Source organism: Lactobacillus sp. WILCCON 0058, assembly GCF_057198005.1.
On record NZ_JBUBHM010000001.1, the window covers coordinates 929,125 to 950,487 of the forward strand.

Annotated in this window: 8 protein-coding genes, 5 tRNA genes and 3 rRNA genes; 14 read left to right on the top strand and 2 right to left on the bottom strand. The window is 50.5% G+C overall.

All coding sequences use genetic code 11. The features are described from left to right. Positions 1-263: 263 nt before the first annotated feature. The 5 genes from ACYVUU_RS04505 (at position 264) to ACYVUU_RS04525 (ending at position 9,425) form a co-directional block, all read left to right on the top strand. Complete coding sequence (locus ACYVUU_RS04505) at positions 264-3,380, top strand: polysaccharide deacetylase family protein (protein ID WP_484500087.1); 3,117 nt, start codon at positions 264-266, stop codon at positions 3,378-3,380. A 23-nt stretch (positions 3,381-3,403) separates the two neighbouring features. Next, positions 3,404-4,708 (top strand): nucleotide sugar dehydrogenase, encoded by a 1,305-nt coding sequence (locus ACYVUU_RS04510; RefSeq protein WP_484500088.1) that lies wholly within the window; start codon positions 3,404-3,406, stop codon positions 4,706-4,708. Positions 4,709-4,726: 18 nt separating this feature from the next. Beyond that, on the top strand, positions 4,727-6,571 hold the full coding sequence (locus tag ACYVUU_RS04515) for a glycosyltransferase (protein WP_484500089.1): 1,845 nt from the start codon (positions 4,727-4,729) through the stop codon (positions 6,569-6,571). Next, positions 6,558-8,453 carry a hypothetical protein gene (locus tag ACYVUU_RS04520; RefSeq protein WP_484500090.1) on the top strand — a complete coding sequence of 632 codons (1,896 nt, stop codon included), beginning with the start codon at positions 6,558-6,560 and terminating at the stop codon, positions 8,451-8,453. Before ACYVUU_RS04515 ends, ACYVUU_RS04520 begins: the two co-directional genes overlap by 14 nt. Before the next feature lie 201 nt (positions 8,454-8,654). Beyond that, complete coding sequence (locus tag ACYVUU_RS04525; protein ID WP_439775495.1) at positions 8,655-9,425, top strand: formate/nitrite transporter family protein; 771 nt, start codon at positions 8,655-8,657, stop codon at positions 9,423-9,425. Between the two features lie 110 nt (positions 9,426-9,535). Here ACYVUU_RS04525 and adhE read toward each other — a convergent pair whose 3' ends face one another. After that, complete coding sequence (gene adhE / locus ACYVUU_RS04530) at positions 9,536-12,238, bottom strand: bifunctional acetaldehyde-CoA/alcohol dehydrogenase (protein ID WP_484500091.1); 2,703 nt, start codon at positions 12,236-12,238, stop codon at positions 9,536-9,538. 610 nt (positions 12,239-12,848) lie between these two features. Between adhE and ACYVUU_RS04535 the strand changes: the two genes are divergently transcribed. The 6 genes from ACYVUU_RS04535 to ACYVUU_RS04560 all read left to right on the top strand — a co-directional run bounded on the left by ACYVUU_RS04535 (position 12,849) and on the right by ACYVUU_RS04560 (position 18,944). Further along, a 16S ribosomal RNA gene (locus tag ACYVUU_RS04535) occupies positions 12,849-14,412 on the top strand. Positions 14,413-14,525: 113 nt separating this feature from the next. After that, positions 14,526-14,599, top strand: a tRNA-Ile gene (locus ACYVUU_RS04540). 68 nt (positions 14,600-14,667) lie between these two features. Next, positions 14,668-14,740, top strand: a tRNA-Ala gene (locus ACYVUU_RS04545). A 127-nt stretch (positions 14,741-14,867) separates the two neighbouring features. Beyond that, positions 14,868-17,773: ribosomal RNA gene (locus ACYVUU_RS04550) — 23S ribosomal RNA — on the top strand. Positions 17,774-17,843: 70 nt separating this feature from the next. Further along, positions 17,844-17,960 (top strand): 5S ribosomal RNA (gene rrf / locus ACYVUU_RS04555). The 16S, 23S and 5S rRNA genes sit together here with 2 tRNA genes alongside, the layout of an rRNA operon. A gap of 108 nt (positions 17,961-18,068) precedes the next feature. Next, positions 18,069-18,944 carry a TrmH family RNA methyltransferase gene (locus ACYVUU_RS04560; RefSeq protein ID WP_484500092.1) on the top strand — a complete coding sequence of 292 codons (876 nt, stop codon included), beginning with the start codon at positions 18,069-18,071 and terminating at the stop codon, positions 18,942-18,944. 41 nt (positions 18,945-18,985) lie between these two features. On the opposite strand, the gene asnB is transcribed toward ACYVUU_RS04560, so the two are convergent. Next, complete coding sequence (asnB, locus tag ACYVUU_RS04565; protein ID WP_484500093.1) at positions 18,986-20,578, bottom strand: asparagine synthase B; 1,593 nt, start codon at positions 20,576-20,578, stop codon at positions 18,986-18,988. Between the two features lie 533 nt (positions 20,579-21,111). Between asnB and ACYVUU_RS04570 the strand changes: the two genes are divergently transcribed. The 3 genes from ACYVUU_RS04570 (at position 21,112) to ACYVUU_RS04580 (ending at position 21,345) form a co-directional block, all read left to right on the top strand. Continuing rightward, positions 21,112-21,184 (top strand) — tRNA-Asn (locus tag ACYVUU_RS04570). Between the two features lie 2 nt (positions 21,185-21,186). Continuing rightward, positions 21,187-21,261 (top strand) — tRNA-Pro (locus ACYVUU_RS04575). Positions 21,262-21,273: 12 nt separating this feature from the next. Beyond that, positions 21,274-21,345: transfer RNA gene (locus tag ACYVUU_RS04580), tRNA-Gly, on the top strand. Positions 21,346-21,363: the final 18 nt, after the last annotated feature.

Sequence of the window (21,363 nt, forward strand, 5' to 3'; positions counted from 1 at the left end):
TTCGTTCTTGGATTTTCATCCCTTTTATTTTAGACAGTAAAGGCTCCCTTGTCCACGCCGGCAAATAATTCTTAAACAGATTAAATAGGACTTTTGATAACCCAAAAGAAATAAATCTATTTTAAACAAAAATGATATTACCCTTGTTAGCGCTGTATACATAATACAATATGGATTAGAATAATATATAGAAGTGCGATTAACTAATAAGAATGACTGAAGCGAATGCAATTTTTTCAAAAAATAAAATGGGGGATTGAAAAATGCGCAAGGAAGCAAGGAAAAAGAGAAAGCTGGACAAGACCGGCTGGGGGATCTTGACCATCGTTATTGCTATAGCAGTGGTCTTAGCCGGCTGGCTGACCTACCGGGCCGTGCAAGTAGCCCGCCTCAGTCGGCAGGTGGACGTCAAGGTGGACGGCACAAAAGAGCTGAAGAGCGGGAAGGCTTCAGCCAAGCTGCTGGCAAAATATGAGGCGGCTCAGCCCGCTGACCTTCTTACCAGCCAAACTGCCGCGAAGAAGCGGTCCGCTGTTCTGGTCTTTGCTGGTTTAACCGACAGCCAGGAAACAAATGAAAAAATTCTGGATTACCTCAAAAAAGCTGGCGTTTCGGCAGCTTTTGCCCTGCCAGCCGCCCGGGCGCGGGAAAACGACGTGATGATCAAAGACCTGGTAAAAAGCCGCCAGCAGCTGATCGGCAGCGGGATTATGGGAACAGAAGGCAGCCAGGCAGCCGAAGTCTTGCTGCCCAAACTGCAACTGGCCAAAAAGAGTCTGGAAGCTGAAAGCAGGCAAGAGATCAAGCTGCTCTATTTGCCTGGCAAAGCTGACTACTTGGCCAAGGCGGCTGCTACTTGCGGCTACGAGGCCCTGGTTTGCCCGGAAAATTCTGACTTGCTTGACCGGCAGACTTTTACCAAGGAAAGTCAAGTCAAGAACTATGTCCAGCAATTGTCCGGCCAGCGGATCATCGTGGTCAACCTGGCCGGCTTAAAGGGGCCTGTCCACCAGGAGCCAGCTGTCAAGGTCGCTAAACCGGCCCTGGACAAGCAGGCCCAGCTGGCTGACCAGCAGAAGAAAAGCAAGAAGGAGCTGGAAATCGACCAGGTCGTCCGCTTGCTTTTGCAAGACTTAAAAGAAGAAAAAATTCCCTGCCAGCCTTTAAGCAGCCTCAAGCCGGTTAAGTCCTCCAGCTATATCAAGGCCCAGCTGGCTGACGATGACCAGCAAGCCACGCTTTACCGCTATTCTTTGACCAATAAGCAAGAAGTGGCCTTGGTGATTGGGCCGCTGCATCAGGAGAGCAGCTACCGGAAATTTAAAAAAGTATTGGTTAAAGCAGGAATCCCGGCAACATTTTTAAGCGATGAAAAAACGCCAGATGCATTGATTAAGCAGATCAAGGAAGCTGGCTATGACCTGCAGCTGGCCAGCCAGACTGCTTTAACAAATAATTGGACGGCTTATCAGACTTTGAAAAATGGGCAAGAGCGACTCGCGAAAACTTCCAAGCCAGCAGCTTACGTTTTGAAAAAGAGCGACCAGACCAGCGCCGTCAGACGGGCCTGCTGGCAGACCGACCTCACCCCGGTTGCGGAAAATTCAGCTAAAGAGCTGAAACCCGGCCGCTATATCTTTTTCAAGGCAGGACAAGCAGGTAAAATGGCCGCTTTTGCCAAGCAGGGCAAGAAAGCTGGCTACTCTTTCACGACCCTGGCCAGCTTAGTCAAAAATCCTGCTATCAAGGCCCTCAGTCAGCAGGAAATAGCTAAAATGCGCAAGGAGAACCAAGGGCAAAAAGATCAGCCGCTTACGCAAGTGCTGACGACTGAGCCGGCCCTGTCTTTGCTTTTGACCAATCTCAGCCACTCAGCAGTTGACCAGGAAGTGGGGCAAATCGTCAAGGACCGGGATGGGGCCGCGACTTTCGCTGCTTCTTTTGGCGAACTCCAAGATGAGGCCTTGACTATTGAGCAGCTTTTAAAAGAGGGGCATGAATTGGCCCTGGTTTACCAGGAGAGCAAGGCTTTTCCAGCTACTTTCAAGGGAGCCAGCCAGTACTTGCACAATTGCCTCGAATACTGCCAATGGCGCTTTAATTACCAGCCAAAATTAGTGGTCGTTTCTGGCAAAAAGTCCAAGGCCGAAGTCTTAGAAGCTATCAAGGCGGCCAAGCTGACGGCCATTGCCCCCAAGCAGGCCTTGATCAAGGCCAAGAGCCAGGACAGCACTTTTTCCAGCCTGGCTAAAAACCGGCAGGAAGTTGCCAAGCTCCGTTTTAACCGGGGGGCAATTGAAGGAATCAACCTGGGCTATTATGAGGCGGACCAGGTCCGGCAAAAGGGGGAGAAAACCGTCATGGGGCAGATGGTGCAAGACCTGCTGAAAGACAAGTTGGATGCCATTGCCTATCATCCCCGGGGCAAAAAGATAGAAGCTGCCAGCCGCTACAAATTGAAAACGGTCAGCCAGCTTAAGGCTTCTAAAGACTGCTACAGCTTTAACGACAAAAAGAGCCAGCTGGTAGAGGCAGACAAGCGGAACTTGACCAAACTGAAGCCTTATTGGCGGGAGTTTGCTTATCTGGAGCAGCACTATGTTGGCAGCAATTTTGTCACCTCCCCGGTCAAGATGCCGGGCTTTGACTACTGGGAAACTAACCGCCTGGATCAAGTTGGCCGTTTGACAAACGACCGCGTTCTCTTTTTGACTTTTGACGACTGGGGCAGCGACGAATCCATCAATAAGATCCTGTATGTTTTGAAAAAGCATCATGTCAAGGCAACCTTCTTCGTCTTGACCGAAAACGTGGACAAAAATCCCAACCTGCTGCGGGCAATCGCGGCTGATGGTCATGAAATCGCCAGCCACTCCAACTCGCACTGGCCCCTGGCGGCTAGCCAAAAGGGCAGCTACCGCAATTTGACGGCTAAGGAGACCGCGGCCATGCGCGAAGACCTGGCTCAGTCTTACCAGAAACTGAACAAGTATGTCGGTAACGTCCAGGTTGCTGGGAAAAAGGCCCTGTCCCTGGACTTCCGGCCGCCAACTCTGGAAGTTTCCAAAAAGGGCCTGGAGGCGGTCTTTGACGTCGGCTTCCAGTACGCGGTTTCCGGCGACGTTTCAACCAATGACTATGAGCAGACCAGCTTCCAGAAGTACTTGCATGACCTGAAATACGGGTCGGGCAAGGATGACAATGACTACCAGGTGACAAACGGCAGCGTGATCGTCATGCACATGCTGGAAAATGCCAAGTATACCGCCCAGGTTTTGGACATCATGATTCCCATCTGGAAAAAAGCGGGCTACAGCTTTGCCCGGGTTGACCAGTATACGGCAGCTTATTCTCGGCAAAGAGCGAAGGAAAGCAATTAGAGAAAAGAGAGGGACTTGGAATAATGAGGATTTTTGACAAACTGACCAAAGGACAGGGCAAGCTCTGCGTGGTGGGCCTGGGTTACGTCGGCCTGCCGCTGGCGGTGGAATTTGCCAAAAAAGTGCCGGTGATCGGCTTTGACATTAATGAGGATAAGCTTATGGCTTACCGGAAGGGGGCAGACCCGACCCATTCAATGGGCGACGTCAGCCAAAGCGGGATCGACTTTACCAGCGATGAAAAGCGGATCAAAGAAGCCGATTTTGTGATCATCGCGGTCCCGACCCCGGTCTACGAGGACAATGAGCCTGACCTCCGGCCTTTAAAAGGAGCCAGTCAAACAGTTGGCCGGAATTTGCAAAAAGGAGCGGTCGTTGTTTATGAATCAACTGTGTATCCGGGCATGACGGAAGACTTTTGCGGGCCGATTTTGGAAAAAGCCAGCGGCATGAAAATTTGTCAAGATTTTAAAATCGCCTATTCGCCGGAAAGAATCAACCCTGGTGACCGCCAGCACCACCTGACCAATATCAAAAAGATCGTTTCCGGCATGGACCAGGAGACCTGCCAAACGGTCAAGGAAGTCTATGACCTGGTCATCGAAGAGACGGTGCCGGTTTCCTCAATTAAGGCAGCGGAAGCTATCAAGGTGACGGAAAACAGCCAAAGAGATGTCAATATTGCCTTTATGAATGAATGCACGGCGATTTTTGACAAATTGGGCCTGGATACCCAGGAAGTCCTCAAGGGGATGAACAGCAAGTGGAATGCCCTGGGCTTTCAGCCGGGCCTCGTCGGCGGCCACTGCATCGGGGTGGACCCCTACTATTTGATCCAGCAGGCAGATAGATACAATGCCGATGCCAGTCTTTTGCGGATGAGCCGGGAGATCAACAACCGGGTGGCGGGCTTTTTGGTCGAAAAAACCATCAAATTGCTGGCATTGACTGGCCGGCCGGTCAAGGGAGCCCGGGTCGGCCTGTTGGGGATCACTTTTAAAGAAAACGTAGCTGACGCCAGAAACAGCAAGGCGGCTGATATCGTCAAGGGCCTGGAAGAATATGGAGTCCAGGTTTTGGTGGCAGATCCGCATGCAAGTCCCCGGGACATCAAGCAAAAGTATGGGATCGATTTGACGGATATGAGCGAGATGAAGGATTTGGACGGTCTGGTCATTGCCGTGGCTCATGACGAGTTTAAAAAGCTGGATCTGAATAGTTTTTACAAAAAAGAGCTGGCAAATAAGGACCGGGTCCTGGTTGACGTCAAGGGCCTGTATCCTGCTGAAGAAGAAGAGGCGCTGGGGCTGACTTACTGGCGCCTGTAAGGAATTGGGGTGAGCAAGATGGCCAAGGGCCAAGAAAAAGAGGAGGAAGTCCTCTTAAAAGAAAAAAGCGACCGGCGTCTATTGCCGCACGTTCCTGACCCCCTGGGCCAGCGGACCAATCTTGACCGCCGGGGCAAGTATACTAATGATGAAGACTTGACGACCCTGATAAAAGAACATGCCTTAGGGGTCCGCTATATCAGCCGTTTCCCAGTTAAAGTCAAGGCGGAGAGCAAGGGCCGGCCTTTTAAGGTGACCGGGGAGTGCCGGGATATTTCGGATACGGGGATGCTTCTGGCGGTAGAAGACGACTATGACCTCTTAAAAGAGGCGAAAAACGTCCACCTCAACTTCAAGGTTCCGGCCGGCAGCATGCCGGAAGGCCACGAAATGCGCTTTAGGATCAGCGGGCAAGTCGTCCGCGGCGTCGACTCCAGCCAGGCAGTGGGGATTGAATTTTCCCAGACCCTGCCCAGCTACATGGACCGGCATAAGGACCGCTATTTATTGCTTTGCGCGGCAATCCTCCTGGCTTTTGTCAGCCTTTGCGTGGTTTTGATGCGGGCAGAATCAGTCATCTACTTCAAATACAACGCGATCTTGTACAGCTATTCCTTGATCGCGGCTGCTTTTTTGCTGACCCGTTACCTTTTTGGCAGCCTCTACCGGCCGGTCCCGATCAATCCTGATTTTACCCCCTCGGTGACGATCGTGATTCCCTGTTTTAATGAAGAGAAATGGATTCCGCGGACGATTTTGTCCTGCCTGGACCAGGCCTATCCGGTCGACAAGCTGAAGGTCTATGTCGTTGACGACTGTTCAAGTGACCAGTCAGTGGCTAAAATTCATGAGCTGCTAGAGAGGCTGAACGACAAGGAAGGGGACCGTTACCGGGTAAATGACCGGGTGAAGCTTTTTGTCCAGGAGAAAAACGCTGGCAAAAGGGCGGCCCTGGTCCGGGGGGTGGAGCAGACTGACACTGACCTGGTCATGTTTGTCGACTCTGACTCCTTTTTAGAACCAGATGCCGTCCGCAATATAGTCCAGCCCTTTCAGGACCCGAAGATGGGCGGCTGCGCGGGCAGATGTGACGTGGCTAATACTTACACCAATGCCTTGACCGAAATGCAGTCGGTCCGCTACTACATTGCCTTCCGGATCATGAAGGCAGCTGAAGGGGTCTTTGACGCGGTAACCTGCTTGAGCGGGCCCTTGTCCTGCTACCGGCGCGAACTCGTGATGAAGTACAAGGACCGCTGGATCAACCAGCGCTTCTTGGGCCACAAGGCTACTTTTGGCGATGACCGGGCCATGACCAACTTTATTCTTAACCACCACCGCTGCTGCTACCAGGATACGGCTGTCTGCTCGACGATCGTGCCCCGCAAGCACCGGGTCTTTTTAAAGCAGCAGATGCGCTGGAAGCGGTCCTGGCTGAGAGAATCTTTGATGGCCGGCCGCTTTATGTGGCGCAAGGAGCCTTACGCGGCCATCAATTTTTATATCGGCTTGATCGTGCCGATCATGGCCCCGGTTGTGGTGGTTTATAACTTGCTTTACGTACCATTGACCCAGCATATTTTCCCGCGGACATTTTTGGTCGGCCTTCTATTGATGAGCTTGATGATGTCTTTTGCCCAGCTCTTCTTGAGAAAGAGCACGACCTGGACCTTTGGCTTCCTCTTCTGCATTTATTACGAGCTGGTCTTGCTCTGGCAGATGCCGATTGCCTGGGTTACCTTCTGGAAGTCGACTTGGGGGACCCGGCAGACGCCAAGTGATGTGGCGGCCCAGGAGAAAAAGGACCAGCGGAAGCTAAAACGGCAAGCGAAGATGGAGGGTGGTGCAAATGAAAAAGAATAAGCGCCGGCCCTGGCTGCAGACCAAGAAGGATGTGGTCAAATTAGTCAGATCAATTTTGGAATGGATCAGCTTGATTGTTTTAGCGGTCATGGTGGTCAAGGCCCTTTTCGTTTTCAAAAGCTACCAGCCCTATAGCAAAAATGATCCTGAAGTTGTTGACGGGCAGGACCATGGCTTTATTTCCCTGGCCTACTTTGGGGTTGACCGGGAAGGCAGCGACAGCTTGATTTCCTTAAAAAGACTGGAAGAAGAGCTGACAGCTTTAAAGCGGCTGGGCTATGTGACAATCAGCCAAAAAGACGTGGAAGACTATTATTACCGGGGCAAGCCCCTGCCTAAAAAAGCCCTTTTTCTCTTGTTTGAAGACGGGAGAAAGGATACGGTTCTTTTTACGGAAAAATTGCTGGAAAAATTGAACTACAAGGCGACGATTTTAACCTACGCGGAAAAATTTCAGCGTGACGATCAGAAATTCATCTCGGCCAAGGACTTGAAAAAGTTACAAAAAGAAGGCTTCTGGGAACTGGGGACCAACGGCTACCGCCTGTCTTATATCAACTGTTATGACCGCTATCACCGCTTTTTGGGCCAGCTGGACTCAAGGGAGTTTGTCGAGATCAACCAGTATATCGGCCGGAATTACAACCACTATCTGATGGACTATATCAGAGACAAGGACGGGATGCCGGTAGAGACTACTAAAGAGATGCGTAAGCGGATCAAGCGTGACTACCAGCTGATGGACCGGATTTATAAAGAGCAGGTGGGAGAAGTGCCGGATCTTTACTGCATCATGCACTCCAATACCAGCCGCTACGGGGACAACGCCAATGTTTCAAGTGCCAACGCGGCCAGTCTGGAAAAAATGTTCAAGCTGAACGTCAACCGGGAAGGCTTTTCCTATAATACCCGGAAATCCTCGCCCTATGACCTGACGCGTCTTGAGCCTCAGGCCTGGTGGTATACCAACCACCTTTTGATGCGGATTAAAGACGACCTGCCAGCCAAAGAGCAGAAGCAGATCAAGTTCGTCAAGGGCAGCCAGCGCCGCTATAAGAAGTGGCAGCTGGTCAAGGGAGCGGCGGAATTCAAGCAGAATTTGATTGCCTTGACTTCAGAATCGGAAAGCAACGGTCTTTTGACTTTGAAAAAGGCAAAAGTTGGCGACTGCAAGCTGAACTGCGAATTATTGGGCAATAAGATCGGCCAGCAGACGGTCTATTTGAAAACCCAGGGGACAGCTTCAGGCAAGCACAATTTTTCCAGCTACCTGTCACTGTCTTTAGAAAACAATATTCTCTACCTGCGGCAAAAGCAGGACGGGGCAATTACGACCCTGTATAAGGTTGACATGTTCAAGCTGGAGGATGATAAACCGGTTTCCGTGCCCGAAGACAAGCGGGCAGCTTTAAGCTCAGAACTGAATGTCCGCGGCCGCTTTGCCCAAAACAGCACCACGGCTTCTTTATACAAGCTCAAGGCTTTTAAAAAGAAGCGGCAGAAGGCCAAGAGCGTTAAAGAGGGGGCGAAAGAGTACGTGCCGGAAATCCAGATCCAGGATCCAGGTGACGTCAAAGCTGAACTGATTGTTAAGGGGAGCAGCCTGACTTTAACGGTTAATGGCAAAAAGCTCTGCCAGCGGCAGATCAAGGCGCAGGCAGCCGGCGGGGTAGCTTTGGAAAGTGCTTTTGGTGGCTTTGGCCAAAGCCAGCGCAACATCGCGGATGATGTTTATGACGGGGCCTTCAAGGACCTTGTCATCACCAGCCCGGACGGGGAAAAGGTCTATTACGACAACCGCCTGCACGGCTGGGAACTGGTCTCATATAAGTGGAATCTCTTCTGGAATAAGGTGGTTGACTGGTTCATTGTCAATTTGTAAGAAAAAGCTCAATCCTGCATAACTGCAAGGATTGAGCTTTTTTCTTTTGTGGCTTCTACTCGCCGCTATTCCCGTAAAGAATATTTCTGACTAGAGAAATATTTGATTTATATCAAAAAAGCGTTTACATAAGTCGAAGAAAAGGATATAATGATTTACAGGAATTAAGTGCTTTCATGCAAAAGAATAAGAGGTAACATAATGTACAAGGAATCATTTGCCGCAGCTGCGGGCGCGGCACAAAAGAAATTTAACCTGCTCAAGAATAATCCAGCTGGCTATGTCCTACTTTCCGTTTTGGCAGGGATGTACATCGGCTTTGGGATCCTGCTGGCTTTTACGGTTGGGGGACAATTAGGGACAAGCCCCTTTGCCAACTTGATCAAGGGGTTGATCTTCGGGGTTGCCTTGAGTCTGGTGGTAATTCCCGGGGCTGAGCTTTTTACTGGCAACAACTTTGTAATGAGTGCCGGTCTGCTGGAAAAGAAGGTCAAGCTGAGCCAGGCGGCTCTCTTGTGGCTGCTTTGCTGGCTGGGCAACCTGCTGGGGGCTGGCATCTTGGCTTGGATGTTTGTCAAGTCTGGCTTGGATTTGCCAGTTACGGCAACTGTCTTTACCAAGGCGGCAGCCGCTAAAATGGCAGCGCCAGCTGGCCAGCTTTTCTTGCGGGGTATTCTCTGTAACATCTTGGTCTGCCTGGCTGTTTGGTCAGGTTTCCAGACCAAGAGCGACTCAGCTAAGCTGATCATGATCTTCTGGTGCCTTTTAGCCTTCTTTTCAACTGGCTTTGAACACAGCGTGGCCAATATGACGACTTTCATCGTTGCCTTGCTGGCTCCAGTGCAAGGGGCAGGCGCCATTTCAGCTGGCGGCATGTTCTACAACCTGCTCTGGGTAACCCTGGGCAACATGGTTGGCGGTATCGTCTTCGTGGCCTTGCCATACTGGCTGGCTGCCAAGGACAAGCAATAATAACTGAAAACTCCTTTTACAAAAACAAGTCCTGCTTGATGAACTCAAACAGGACTTGTTTTGGTGTATTACAGATGACTAAAATTTTAGAAAATCTAGGGAAGGAATTTTTAATACATGCTGATCAGCAGCTGCTTGATTTCAGCCATGCTTGGCTGGCGCGGGTTCTGTACCGTGCACTGGTCATCGTAGACCCGGTCGATCATGGCTGGCAAGGCAGCGTCGAAGGCTTCCTTGCTGACCCCGTTGGCTGACAGGGAGGGCTGAATGTCGCAGGCCTTCATCAGTTCCCGGATCCGCTTGCAAAGAGAATCAACCAGTTCAGCGTCATTCTTGCCTGGCAGGCCTAAGCTGCGGGCGATATCAGCGTAGTCTTTTTGGGCCCGGTAAACTTCATATCTTGGGTATGGGGTCCGCTTGACATTGCCGCTGGCTCCGTTGAACTTGATGACCGGCAGCATGGAAATCGAGATGCAGAGGCCATGCGGGAAACCAAAGGCCCCGCCCAGCTTGTGGGCGATAGAGTGGTTAAGGCCTAAGAAGGCGTTGGCAAAAGCCATCCCGGCTAAGGTTGCCGCGTAGTGCATGTTTTCCCGGGCTTTTTCGCCTTCATAAGTCGGGTGCTTTGGATCATACTTGTAAGAAGCTTCCAGGTTGTTCATGATCAGCTGGATGGCTTTGAGCGACCATGGCCGGGTGAAGTCGCTGGCGGCAACAGAGACGTAGCTTTCCAAAGAGTGGGAGAGGCAGTCAAAGCCGGAGAAAGCCACGGTATGCTTTGGCACGGTCATGACAAAGGCCGGGTCAACGATGGCGACTTGCGGGGTCAGTTCGTAGTCAGTCAGCGGGTACTTGACATGCTGCTTGTCGTCGGTAATGACGGCATATGGGGTGACTTCTGATCCGGTCCCTGAAGTGGTTGGGATGCAGATCAAGCTGGTCCGGGTCTCATGCTTGAACTTGACGATCCGCTTTCTGATGTCGACAAATTTTTGCTGCAGTTCCTTAAAGAGCTCGCTCACATTGTCATAGTTGTCCAGCCAGCCTTCTTCTTGGTCCAGGCTGTATTCGTAGATGTAGCGGGCAATCTTGGAGACGTCCAGGGCGCTGCCGCCGCCGATGGCGATAATGGTGTCGGGCTCAAACTTCTTCATCTTCTTGGCAATCTTGATCGCTTGGCTCAGCGGCGGGTCAGGCAATACTTCACTGTAGATTGCCGTGTCGACGTGATTATCTCTTAAGGCTAATTGCTCATAGATCTTGTCAACGAAGTGAAACTTGACCATGCCTGGGTCTGCGACGATAAAGGCCCGGTTGATTTCCTGCTCATTTTCATCTGAGAGGTAGGTAATGGAGTCTTTTTCGTAAAAAATCTTCTCTGGCAGGCGGATCCATTGCGGCCGGTTGCGCCGCTTGGCAATGGTCTTGATGTTCAAAAGGTCGCTGGTTGACAGGTTGTGAGACAGGGAGTTCTTCCCCCACGACCCAGTCCCCAAGGTCAAGCTCGGCCGCAGGGCATCAGTGTAAATGTCACCGATCCCGCCTAAAGCATCTGGCTGGTTGACCAGGACTCTGGAAGCTTGGACTGCCTTGCCGTATTCATCGATGAATGGGTCGTCTTGGGAGCCAATTTGAATGGCGGCATTGTGGCCGGCACCTTGGTAGTCGAGCAGGGCTTTGACGATTTTGATCCCGTCTTCCCGGTCCTTGGCCTTGTAAACTGACAGAAGCGGGGAGAGCTTTTCGGATGAAAGTTTTTCACCAATGTTCTTTGGATCCAGTTCAAATAGGATGACATCCTTGCCTTCAGGCAGGGTGATGCCGGCGTGTTCGCAGATCCAGCGGGCGCTCATTCCGGCAACCGGACCATTGACCCCGTGCTTGTCATTGAAGACGAAGTCGGCCAGCTTTTGGTAGTCCTTTTTTGGAAGCAGGTAGGCACCTTTGTCCTGCATCATTTGCAGCCACTTATCGTAGATTGGTGCTTCAACTACGGCTGAGTTTTCAGTCGCGCAAACCATGCTGTTGTCAAAGCGTTTGGATAAAAGGATGTCTTCAACAGACCGGTCCAAAAAGGCGGTGTGGTCAACGTAAACAGCACCGTTACCGGCACCGACCCCCATTGACGGATTGCCAGACTGCAGCGCTGCGTGCACCATGCCGGGACCACCAGTTGCCAAAATAGAAGCGATCTTTGGGTTGCGGATCAAGGCGGTGGTGTTTTCCAGGCTGGCCTTGTCGATCCACTGAATGATGTTCTTTGGGGCACCAGCCTTTACTGCCGCGTCATACAAGATCTGGGCAGCATGGATTGAACATTTCTGCGCCTTTGGGTGGAAGGAGAAGATGATCGCGTTTCTGGTCTTTAGGGCTACCAAAATCTTGAACATGGTCGTTGAAGTTGGGTTGGTGGTTGGCACGATCCCGGCTAAAACGCCTAGAGGAGCAGCAACTTTGATATAGCCTTCAACCTGGTTTCTTTCGATAATGCCAACGGTCTTGTCGTGTTTGATTGAGTTGTAGACATTTTCGGTAGCGAAGCGGTTCTTGGTATCCTTATCTTCTACCACGCCGCGGCCGGTTTCATCTACTGCCTCGTGAGCAAGCTCAAGGGAGGCTTCACTGCCGGCCAGAGCCATGGCAGCCACGATCTTGTCAACTTGCTCCTGGCTGTAAGTCGAGTAGGCTTCTTCAGCAACCAGGGCTTTGTTAACTAATTCACCGGTATAACGCTTGGCTTCTTCCATTTTTTCTTCTGCAGACAATTCCTTGCCTGTTTCAACAGCGGTCTGTGTTTTCTTTACATCAACCATTTTTTCTCTCCATAAAAACTACTACATTTTTTCTGAGGTTCTGCTTTTTTGTGAACCTTTTCACCTAACATGATAGTCTCTTTGTTTTCTTTGTCAAGGCAAAAAAGGCTATAAATTTCAATGAATTCGAGTTATGTAAATGCTTACATCTGTGTCGGAGTAGAATGCTGAAAGCGCAGAAAAAAGCAAAAATAGTGAATAACATCACTTTTACAAGCTGGGCTAGACCTAGAAAATAGATGATAAATAAACAGCAAGGCAAGAATAGATTAGCGAAGAGTAGGAATGAAAATAGAGAAAAATTAGCAGAAAATTGAAAATAAAGATTGACGAAATTAACAAATGGGGGTAAAGTAGTAAATGTCTTCAAGCAAAACGCGAAGCGCTTTCTTAATGAAAAGCAATTGAAGACAATAAATATCGAAAACTTGTTGACAAGAAGTCGACAAGCGAGTAAGATATAAAACGTTGCGTCACTTGACGCAAGTTGGTACTTTGAAAACTGAACAAAGTTTCGCAGTGTGCGGGTCAAACATTGTTTGATCCAAACAAATAAGCGAAGTCAATTCGCAAGCAAATAATCTGGAGCAGATTAAAAAGGCTCAATTTTCAAATTGAGAGTTTGATCCTGGCTCAGGACGAACGCTGGCGGCGTGCCTAATACATGCAAGTCGAGCGAGCTGAATTCAAAGATTCCTTCGGGATGATTTGTTGGACGCTAGCGGCGGATGGGTGAGTAACACGTGGGCAATCTGCCCTAAAGACTGGGATACCACTTGGAAACAGGTGCTAATACCGGATAACAACATGAATCGCATGATTCAAGTTTGAAAGGCGGCTTTTAGCTGTCACTTTAGGATGAGCCCGCGGCGCATTAGCTAGTTGGTGGGGTAAAGGCCTACCAAGGCAATGATGCGTAGCCGAGTTGAGAGACTGATCGGCCACATTGGGACTGAGACACGGCCCAAACTCCTACGGGAGGCAGCAGTAGGGAATCTTCCACAATGGACGCAAGTCTGATGGAGCAACGCCGCGTGAGTGAAGAAGGTTTTCGGATCGTAAAGCTCTGTTGTTGGTGAAGAAGGATAGAGGCAGTAACTGGTCTTTATTTGACGGTAATCAACCAGAAAGTCACGGCTAACTACGTGCCAGCAGCCGCGGTAATACGTAGGTGGCAAGCGTTGTCCGGATTTATTGGGCGTAAAGCGAGCGCAGGCGGAATGATAAGTCTGATGTGAAAGCCCACGGCTCAACCGTGGAACTGCATCGGAAACTGTCATTCTTGAGTGCAGAAGAGGAGAGTGGAACTCCATGTGTAGCGGTGGAATGCGTAGATATATGGAAGAACACCAGTGGCGAAGGCGGCTCTCTGGTCTGCAACTGACGCTGAGGCTCGAAAGCATGGGTAGCGAACAGGATTAGATACCCTGGTAGTCCATGCCGTAAACGATGAGCGCTAGGTGTTGGGGACTTTCCGGTTCTCAGTGCCGCAGCAAACGCATTAAGCGCTCCGCCTGGGGAGTACGACCGCAAGGTTGAAACTCAAAGGAATTGACGGGGGCCCGCACAAGCGGTGGAGCATGTGGTTTAATTCGAAGCAACGCGAAGAACCTTACCAGGTCTTGACATCCTGTGACAAACTTAGAGATAAGTCTTTCCCTTCGGGGACGCAGTGACAGGTGGTGCATGGCTGTCGTCAGCTCGTGTCGTGAGATGTTGGGTTAAGTCCCGCAACGAGCGCAACCCTTGTCTTTAGTTGCCATCATTAAGTTGGGCACTCTAGAGAGACTGCCGGTGACAAACCGGAGGAAGGTGGGGATGACGTCAAGTCATCATGCCCCTTATGACCTGGGCTACACACGTGCTACAATGGGCAGTACAACGAGAAGCGAACCCGCGAGGGCAAGCGGATCTCTTAAAGCTGTTCTCAGTTCGGACTGCAGGCTGCAACTCGCCTGCACGAAGCTGGAATCGCTAGTAATCGCGGATCAGCACGCCGCGGTGAATACGTTCCCGGGCCTTGTACACACCGCCCGTCACACCATGGAAGTCTGCAATGCCCAAAGTCGGTGGGATAACCATTTTGGAGTCAGCCGCCTAAGGCAGGGCAGATGACTGGGGTGAAGTCGTAACAAGGTAGCCGTAGGAGAACCTGCGGCTGGATCACCTCCTTTCTAAGGAAAACAGATGGATGGAGAGCAGAAATGCTAAGAGAAATCCATCAGTTACGGAAGCACACTGCAAAAGAAACTTTGTTCAGTTTTGAGAGTACCAACAATAAGAACTTGGGCCTGTAGCTCAGCTGGTTAGAGCGCACGCTTGATAAGCGTGAGGTCGATGGTTCAAGTCCATCCAGGCCCATTGAAATGCGAAGAAAAGTCTTTACATTTCGGCCAAGATGGAGTAACATCTTAAAAGTTGATATTTACGGGGGCATAGCTCAGCTGGGAGAGCACCTGCTTTGCAAGCAGGAGGTCATCGGTTCGATCCCGTTTGCCTCCATTGGCCGCAAGGCCAAGTTTGTACGTTGAAAACTGAATATCTTAATTCCAAGAAAAAACCGAGAATCATTGAGATCAATGAAAACATTGCAAAGCGACCGAGAGAGTTCGAAAGAACAAACTTGCAAGGTCAAGTGAAGAAGGGCGCACGGTGAATGCCTTGGCACTGGAAGCCGATGAAGGACGCGACTAACCGCGAAAGTCTTCGGGGAGCCGTAAGTAGGCTTTGATCCGGAGGTCTCCGAATGGGGGAACCCAGCATGTGCAGACATGCTATTCTTGTGTGAATACATAGCACAAGAAAGGAACACGCAGTGAACTGAAACATCTAAGTAGCTGCAGGAAGAGAAAGAAATATCGATTTCCCAAGTAGCGGCGAGCGAACAGGAAAGAGCCCAAACCGGCAGATTTATCTGCCGGGGTTGTAGGACTGAGACATGGCACTTCAGAGGATAGCAGAAGCGTTTGGGAAGACGCGCCAGAGAGGGTGAGAGCCCCGTAAGCGAAATCCAAAGAAGGCCTATCAGTATCCTGAGTAGGGCGGGACACGTGAAATCCCGTTTGAATCCGCGAGGACCATCTCGCAAGGCTAAATACTAACCAGTGACCGATAGTGAACCAGTACCGTGAGGGAAAGGTGAAAAGAACCCCGGGAGGGGAGTGAAAGAGAACCTGAAACCGTGTGCCTACAAGTAGTCAAAGCCCGTTAAGGGGTAATGGCGTGCCTTTTGTAGAATGAACCGGCGAGTTGCGTTAGTCAGCAAGGTTAAGTCAGAAAAGACGGAGCCGCAGCGAAAGCGAGTCTGAAGAGGGCGAGCAGTTGGCTGACGCAGACCCGAAACCAAGTGACCTACCCATGACCAGGTTGAAGGCGCGGTAAAACGCGCTGGAGGACCGAACCCACGTAAGTTGAAAATTGCGGGGATGAGTTGTGGGTAGCGGTGAAATTCCAAACGAACTTGGAGATAGCTGGTTCTCTCCGAAATAGCTTTAGGGCTAGCCTCGCAAAGAGGATGCTGGAGGTAGAGCTCTGTTTGGACTAGGGGCCCGTCAAGGGTTACTGAATTCAGATAAACTGCGAATTCCAGACATTTATGTGCGGGAGTCAGACTGCGAGTGATAAGATCCGTAGTCGAAAGGGAAACAGCCCAGATCACCAGTTAAGGTCCCAAAATTCATGCTAAGTGGAAAAGGATGTGGAGTTGCGCAGACAACTAGGACGTTGGCTCAGAAGCAGCCATCATTCAAAGAGTGCGTAATAGCTCACTAGTCGAGTGACGCCGCGCCGAAAATTTACCGGGGCTAAGCATGATACCGAAACTGTGGATGTGCGCAAGCACGTGGTAGGAGAGCGTTCTAGCGGCGGTGAAGCATGACCGAGAGGACATGTGGAGCTTCTAGAAGTGAGAATGCCGGTATGAGTAACGAAAGACAGGTGAGAATCCTGTCCGCCGCAAGACTAAGGTTTCCTGGGGCAGGCTCGTCCGCCCAGGGTAAGTCGGGACCTAAGGCGAGGCCGAGAGGCGTAGTCGATGGACAACAGGTTGAGATTCCTGTACTGCACCGAATCGTTATGAGCGATGGAGGGACGCAGGAGGCTAGCAGCGCGTGGTGCTGGATACCACGTTCAAGCGTCAAGTCTGAGAGCGAGTCAAATGCTTGCTTTCATAAGGACAAGGCGTGATGAGGAGCGAAATTAAAGTAGCGAAGGCTGCGACGTCACACTGCCGAGAAAAGCTTCTAGCCAGAGACGGTGCACCCGTACCGCAAACCGACACAGGTAGTCGAGGAGAGTATCCTCAGGTGAGCGAGAGAACTCTCGTTAAGGAACTCGGCAAAATGGCCCCGTAACTTCGGGAGAAGGGGCGCTGGTCGCAAGATCAGCCGCAGTGAAAAGGCCCAAGCAACTGTTTATCAAAAACACAGGCATCTGCAAAATCGTAAGATGAAGTATAGGTGCTGACACCTGCCCGGTGCTGGAAGGTTAAGAGGAGAGCTTAGCGCAAGCGAAGGTTTGAATTGAAGCCCCAGTAAACGGCGGCCGTAACTATAACGGTCCTAAGGTAGCGAAATTCCTTGTCGGGTAAGTTCCGACCTGCACGAAAGGTGTAATGATTTGGGCACTGTCTCAACGAGAGACTCGGTGAAATTATAATACCCGTGAAGATGCGGGTTACCCGCGACAGGACGGAAAGACCCCATGGAGCTTTACTGCAGTTTAATATTGGGTATCTGTCAAGCATGTACAGGATAGGTAGGAGCCTGAGAAGATAGGACGCCAGTCTTATCTGAGGCGCTGTTGGGATACTACCCTTGCTTGACGGATGCTCTAACTCAGGCCTGTGATCCAGACCGAGGACAGTGTTTGACGGGCAGTTTGACTGGGGCGGTCGCCTCCTAAAGTGTAACGGAGGCGCCCAAAGGTTCCCTCAGAATGGTTGGAAATCATTCGCAGAGTGTAAAGGTAAAAGGGAGCTTGACTGCGAGAGAGACAACTCGAGCAGGTACGAAAGTAGGGCTTAGTGATCTGGTGGTACCGCATGGAAGGGCCATCACTCAACGGATAAAAGCTACCCTGGGGATAACAGGCTTATCTCCCCCAAGAGTTCACATCGACGGGGAGGTTTGGCACCTCGATGTCGGCTCGTCGCATCCTGGGGCTGAAGTCGGTCCCAAGGGTTGGGCTGTTCGCCCATTAAAGCGGCACGCGAGCTGGGTTCAGAACGTCGTGAGACAGTTCGGTCCCTATCCGTCGTGGGCGCAGGAAATTTGAGAGGAGCTGTCCTTAGTACGAGAGGACCGGGATGGACGCACCGCTGGTGTACCAGTTGTCTTGCCAAAGGCATCGCTGGGTAGCTATGTGCGGACGGGATAAGCGCTGAAAGCATCTAAGTGCGAAGCCCCCCTCAAGATGAGATTTCCCATTTCTTCAAGAAAGTAAGACACCTCAGAGACGATGAGGTAGATAGGCCGGGAGTGGAAGAAGCGTGAGCTTTGGAGCGGACCGGTACTAATCAGTCGAGGACTTGACCAAAAGAGCGAAGCAATGAAGGTTTTGACTTGGAAGAGATATTCAGTTTTGAGCGTGCAAGCTCAAGCAAGAGTGCGGTGGCAATGGCAAGAAGGATACACCTGTTCCCATGCCGAACACAGCAGTTAAGCTTCTTAACGCCGAAAGTAGTTGGTGGGAAACTGCCTGCGAGGATAGGAAGCTGCCGCGCGAATCAAGAGTCAGACGGAAGTCTGGCTCTTTTTGTTTTCTATAGTAAAATAGGTGAGGGTATAGAGATTAAGTACACTTGTAAAAGTACGAAGAAAGATATAAAGACATGGACAGAATTGACAGAGAAAATAATCTGATCAGAGTTAAGGCATTTGATGATCCCAGACTGAAGCTGTTTACGGACTACAATGAAGCCCAGCTCTTTCACTACTATGAGCCAGAAGCCGGTATTTTCATCGCTGAGAGTCCCAAAGTAATCGAACGGGCAATTAGGGCTGGCTATGAGCCAATCGCCATGCTGGTGGAGGAAAAGGCCTTAGAACGTGATTTGGCAGACTTTGACCGGGAGCTGGCCGCCAACCACGATCACTTGCCTGATTTTCCGATCTTTATTGCCCAATCAGAGCTTTTGCGCCAGCTGCCAGGCTATAATCTGCTTCGCGGCGCCATCTGTGCTTTTAGAAGAAAAAAGCGGCCAAGTCTGGTTGAATTTGCCGCTGCTTTGCCCAAACAGGCCAGAGTTGGGGTCTTAGAGAGCGTCGTTAATCCGACCAATGTCGGGGCCATTTTCCGCTCAGCCGCCGCTCTAGGCATGGATGGGGTCTTGATCACGACAGACTCTAGTGATCCTTTATACCGGAGAAGTGGCCGGGTCAGCATGGGGACGGTCTTTCAAGTACCTTGGACTTATCTGGATCAAACCCTTTGGCGGGAAAAGGGCGTGGCCAGCTTGCAGGAATTGGGCTTTAAGACCGCGGCTATGGCTTTAAGAGACAATACGGTTGATATCGACGATCCGGTCTTAAAAGAAGCAGATCGCCTGGCTGTAATTCTGGGTTCTGAAGGACCAGGCTTGTTGCCGCAAACGATCGCTGAGAGCGACTATACGATCAAGATTCCGATGGCTGAAGGGGTGGACTCTTTAAATGTTGCTGCTGCTAGTGCTTTAGCCTTTTGGGAAGTCAAAAAAGGACTGGATTAGCTTCCAGTCCTTTTTGTTTTTATTTTATTTTTCTTTTTTCCTTATTCACCGCTGGCCCCGTAGTTGCTGAGAACCCGGGCACTTGGATCCATAACTCCTTCCAGGCTCTTCCAGCTTCTGTTTGGCATCCAGTAGTCCTTGATCCAGTCAGCCTTGCCAGGGTAGAATTCTTCAAAAATATCCCGGTAAAGAAGAGATTCCTTGGTAAATGGAGTCCGGTATGGGTACTTTTCGCCGGCTTTTGCCAGGTCTTCATCGCTGTACTTGCTTTCAGCGTATTCCTTAAGGTCATCTACCATGGAGTGGCCCACGGCGTCGCTGAAGGCTGCTTTTTCCCGCATAAGGATGTCGCGGGGCAGCCAGTCGCCTTCTTCAAAGGCCTTCCGTAGCAAGTACTTGCCCTTGTGGTAGTGGTTCATCTTGAGATCTGGGTCAACACTCATGACATAGTCGACGAATTCCCGGTCAGCGAAGGGTACTCTGCCTTCCAAAGAGTTGGCGGAAATACAGCGGTCAGCCCGCAGCACGTCGTACATATAGAGCTCTCTAAGGCGCTTGGCTGCTTCTTTTTGGAATTCTTCCGGGCTTGGAGCGAAGTCAGTGTACTTGTAGCCAAAAAGCTCATCAGAGCATTCACCAGTCAAGATGACCTTCAAGTCAGTCGTTTCGTGGATCTTCTTGCAAAGAATGTACATACCGATTGAAGCCCGGATGGTGGTAATGTCCCAAGTTTCCAAAGTGTAGATGACTTCTCTTAAAACGCCCAGCACATCTTCTCTGGTCATAATGAATTCCGTGTGGTCAGTCCCCAGGTAGTCAGCCACTTCCCGGGCATATTTAAGGTCGATCGGGTTTTGGTCCATCCCAATGGCAAAAGTTCTGATCTTGGTGTCAGGCTGCAGGCGGGCAGCGATAGAGCAGACGAGGGAGGAGTCAAGCCCTCCTGAAAGGAGGTAGCCGACTGGGGCGTCTGAGGCCAGGCGCTGGTCAACTGATTCAACCAACAGGTCATGAATCTTGTGAGTCGCGGCCTCAAAATCATCAGTGCTCATCTTCGGCGTAAGGTCTGGCTCATGGTAGGCAACGATCTTTTCCCCATCATAGTAGTGGCCAGGCAGGAAGGGGTGAATCTCGCCGCAGAGGTCAAGCAGGTTCTTGCCAGTAGAAGCGAAAGCGATCTTGCCTTCTTTTTTGGTAAAGCCATAGAACATGGGCCGGATGCCGATGATGTCTCTAGCCGCGTAAATCGTCTTTGAGAGGTGGTCATAAAGGACGAAGGCAAATTCCCCATCCAGCATTTTAACCATCGTCTCGATCCCGTATTTGCGGTAGAGGGGGATCAGAACCTCGCAGTCGCTGCTGGAAGTAAATTCGTAGTCAGTTTCCAGGTTCTTTTTCAGTTCCGGGTAGTTGTAGATTTCCCCGTTGCAGACCAGGGTGCAGTCCAGGGTTTCAAAAGGCTGCATCCCGCTTTCCGTCAAGTCCATGATGGCCAGGCGGTTGAAACCGAAAGTTATGTCTCTTTCATCAAAGACCCTGGTCATGTCCGGCCCCCGGTCTTGGCACTTGACCAGGGCTTCGTCGAAGGTTTTCAAGTCAAATTCTTTGGAGTCGATAGCTAAAAATCCGCACATGTTTGCTGCCTCTTTCTTTCTAAGCAAAAAATAATTTAAGCAAGTAAAAATTGCTGTTTAATGAAAAAAGGGTCGCCAAGCAAAGAAAAAGCCCTTCGCTCCCCGGTCAGGGACGAAAGGCTTTGTTCCGCGGTACCACCCAAATTGCTCTGTCAATAGAGCCAGCTTCTTGAGCACAATTATGCTCATCCGGCGGTAACGGACCAGAACCGGCCAAGTCTACTGGGCAGAAGCCTTTCGGTTGGCAGCTGAAAAAGTGTTATTCAAGGAGGGCAGAGCCTGCTGAATTTCCACTGTCATCAGCTCACTGGAGGTTGCCCGCCTTTACTCGTCTTTTTATGGCTTGCTTTTTTAATTAAGATCTATTGTAAAACGAATGAGAGAAAAATCAAGTCTGAATTAAAATAATTTTAAAAAGATAAGTGAGAAAGGCCTTGCAAGAAAGATTTTGATTTTTTCTCCGAAAAGTGTTGACATTTTCCCTAAGCCCTGTAAAATATTAATTGTTGCGTCGCCGAGATGCAAAAGAAAATTCCGCCTTAGCTCAGTTGGTAGAGCGCTTGACTGTTAATCAGGATGTCGTCAGTTCGAGTCTGACAGGCGGAGTATCGGAAGTGGCTCAGTTTGGTAGAGCACCTGGTTTGGGACCAGGGGGTCGCAGGTTCAAATCCTGTCTTCCCGATCAAGAGATATACGCGGAAGTAGTTCAGTGGTAGAACATCACCTTGCCATGGTGGGGGTCGCGGGTTCGAATCCCGTCTTCCGCTTAGCATCAAGCGATGCTT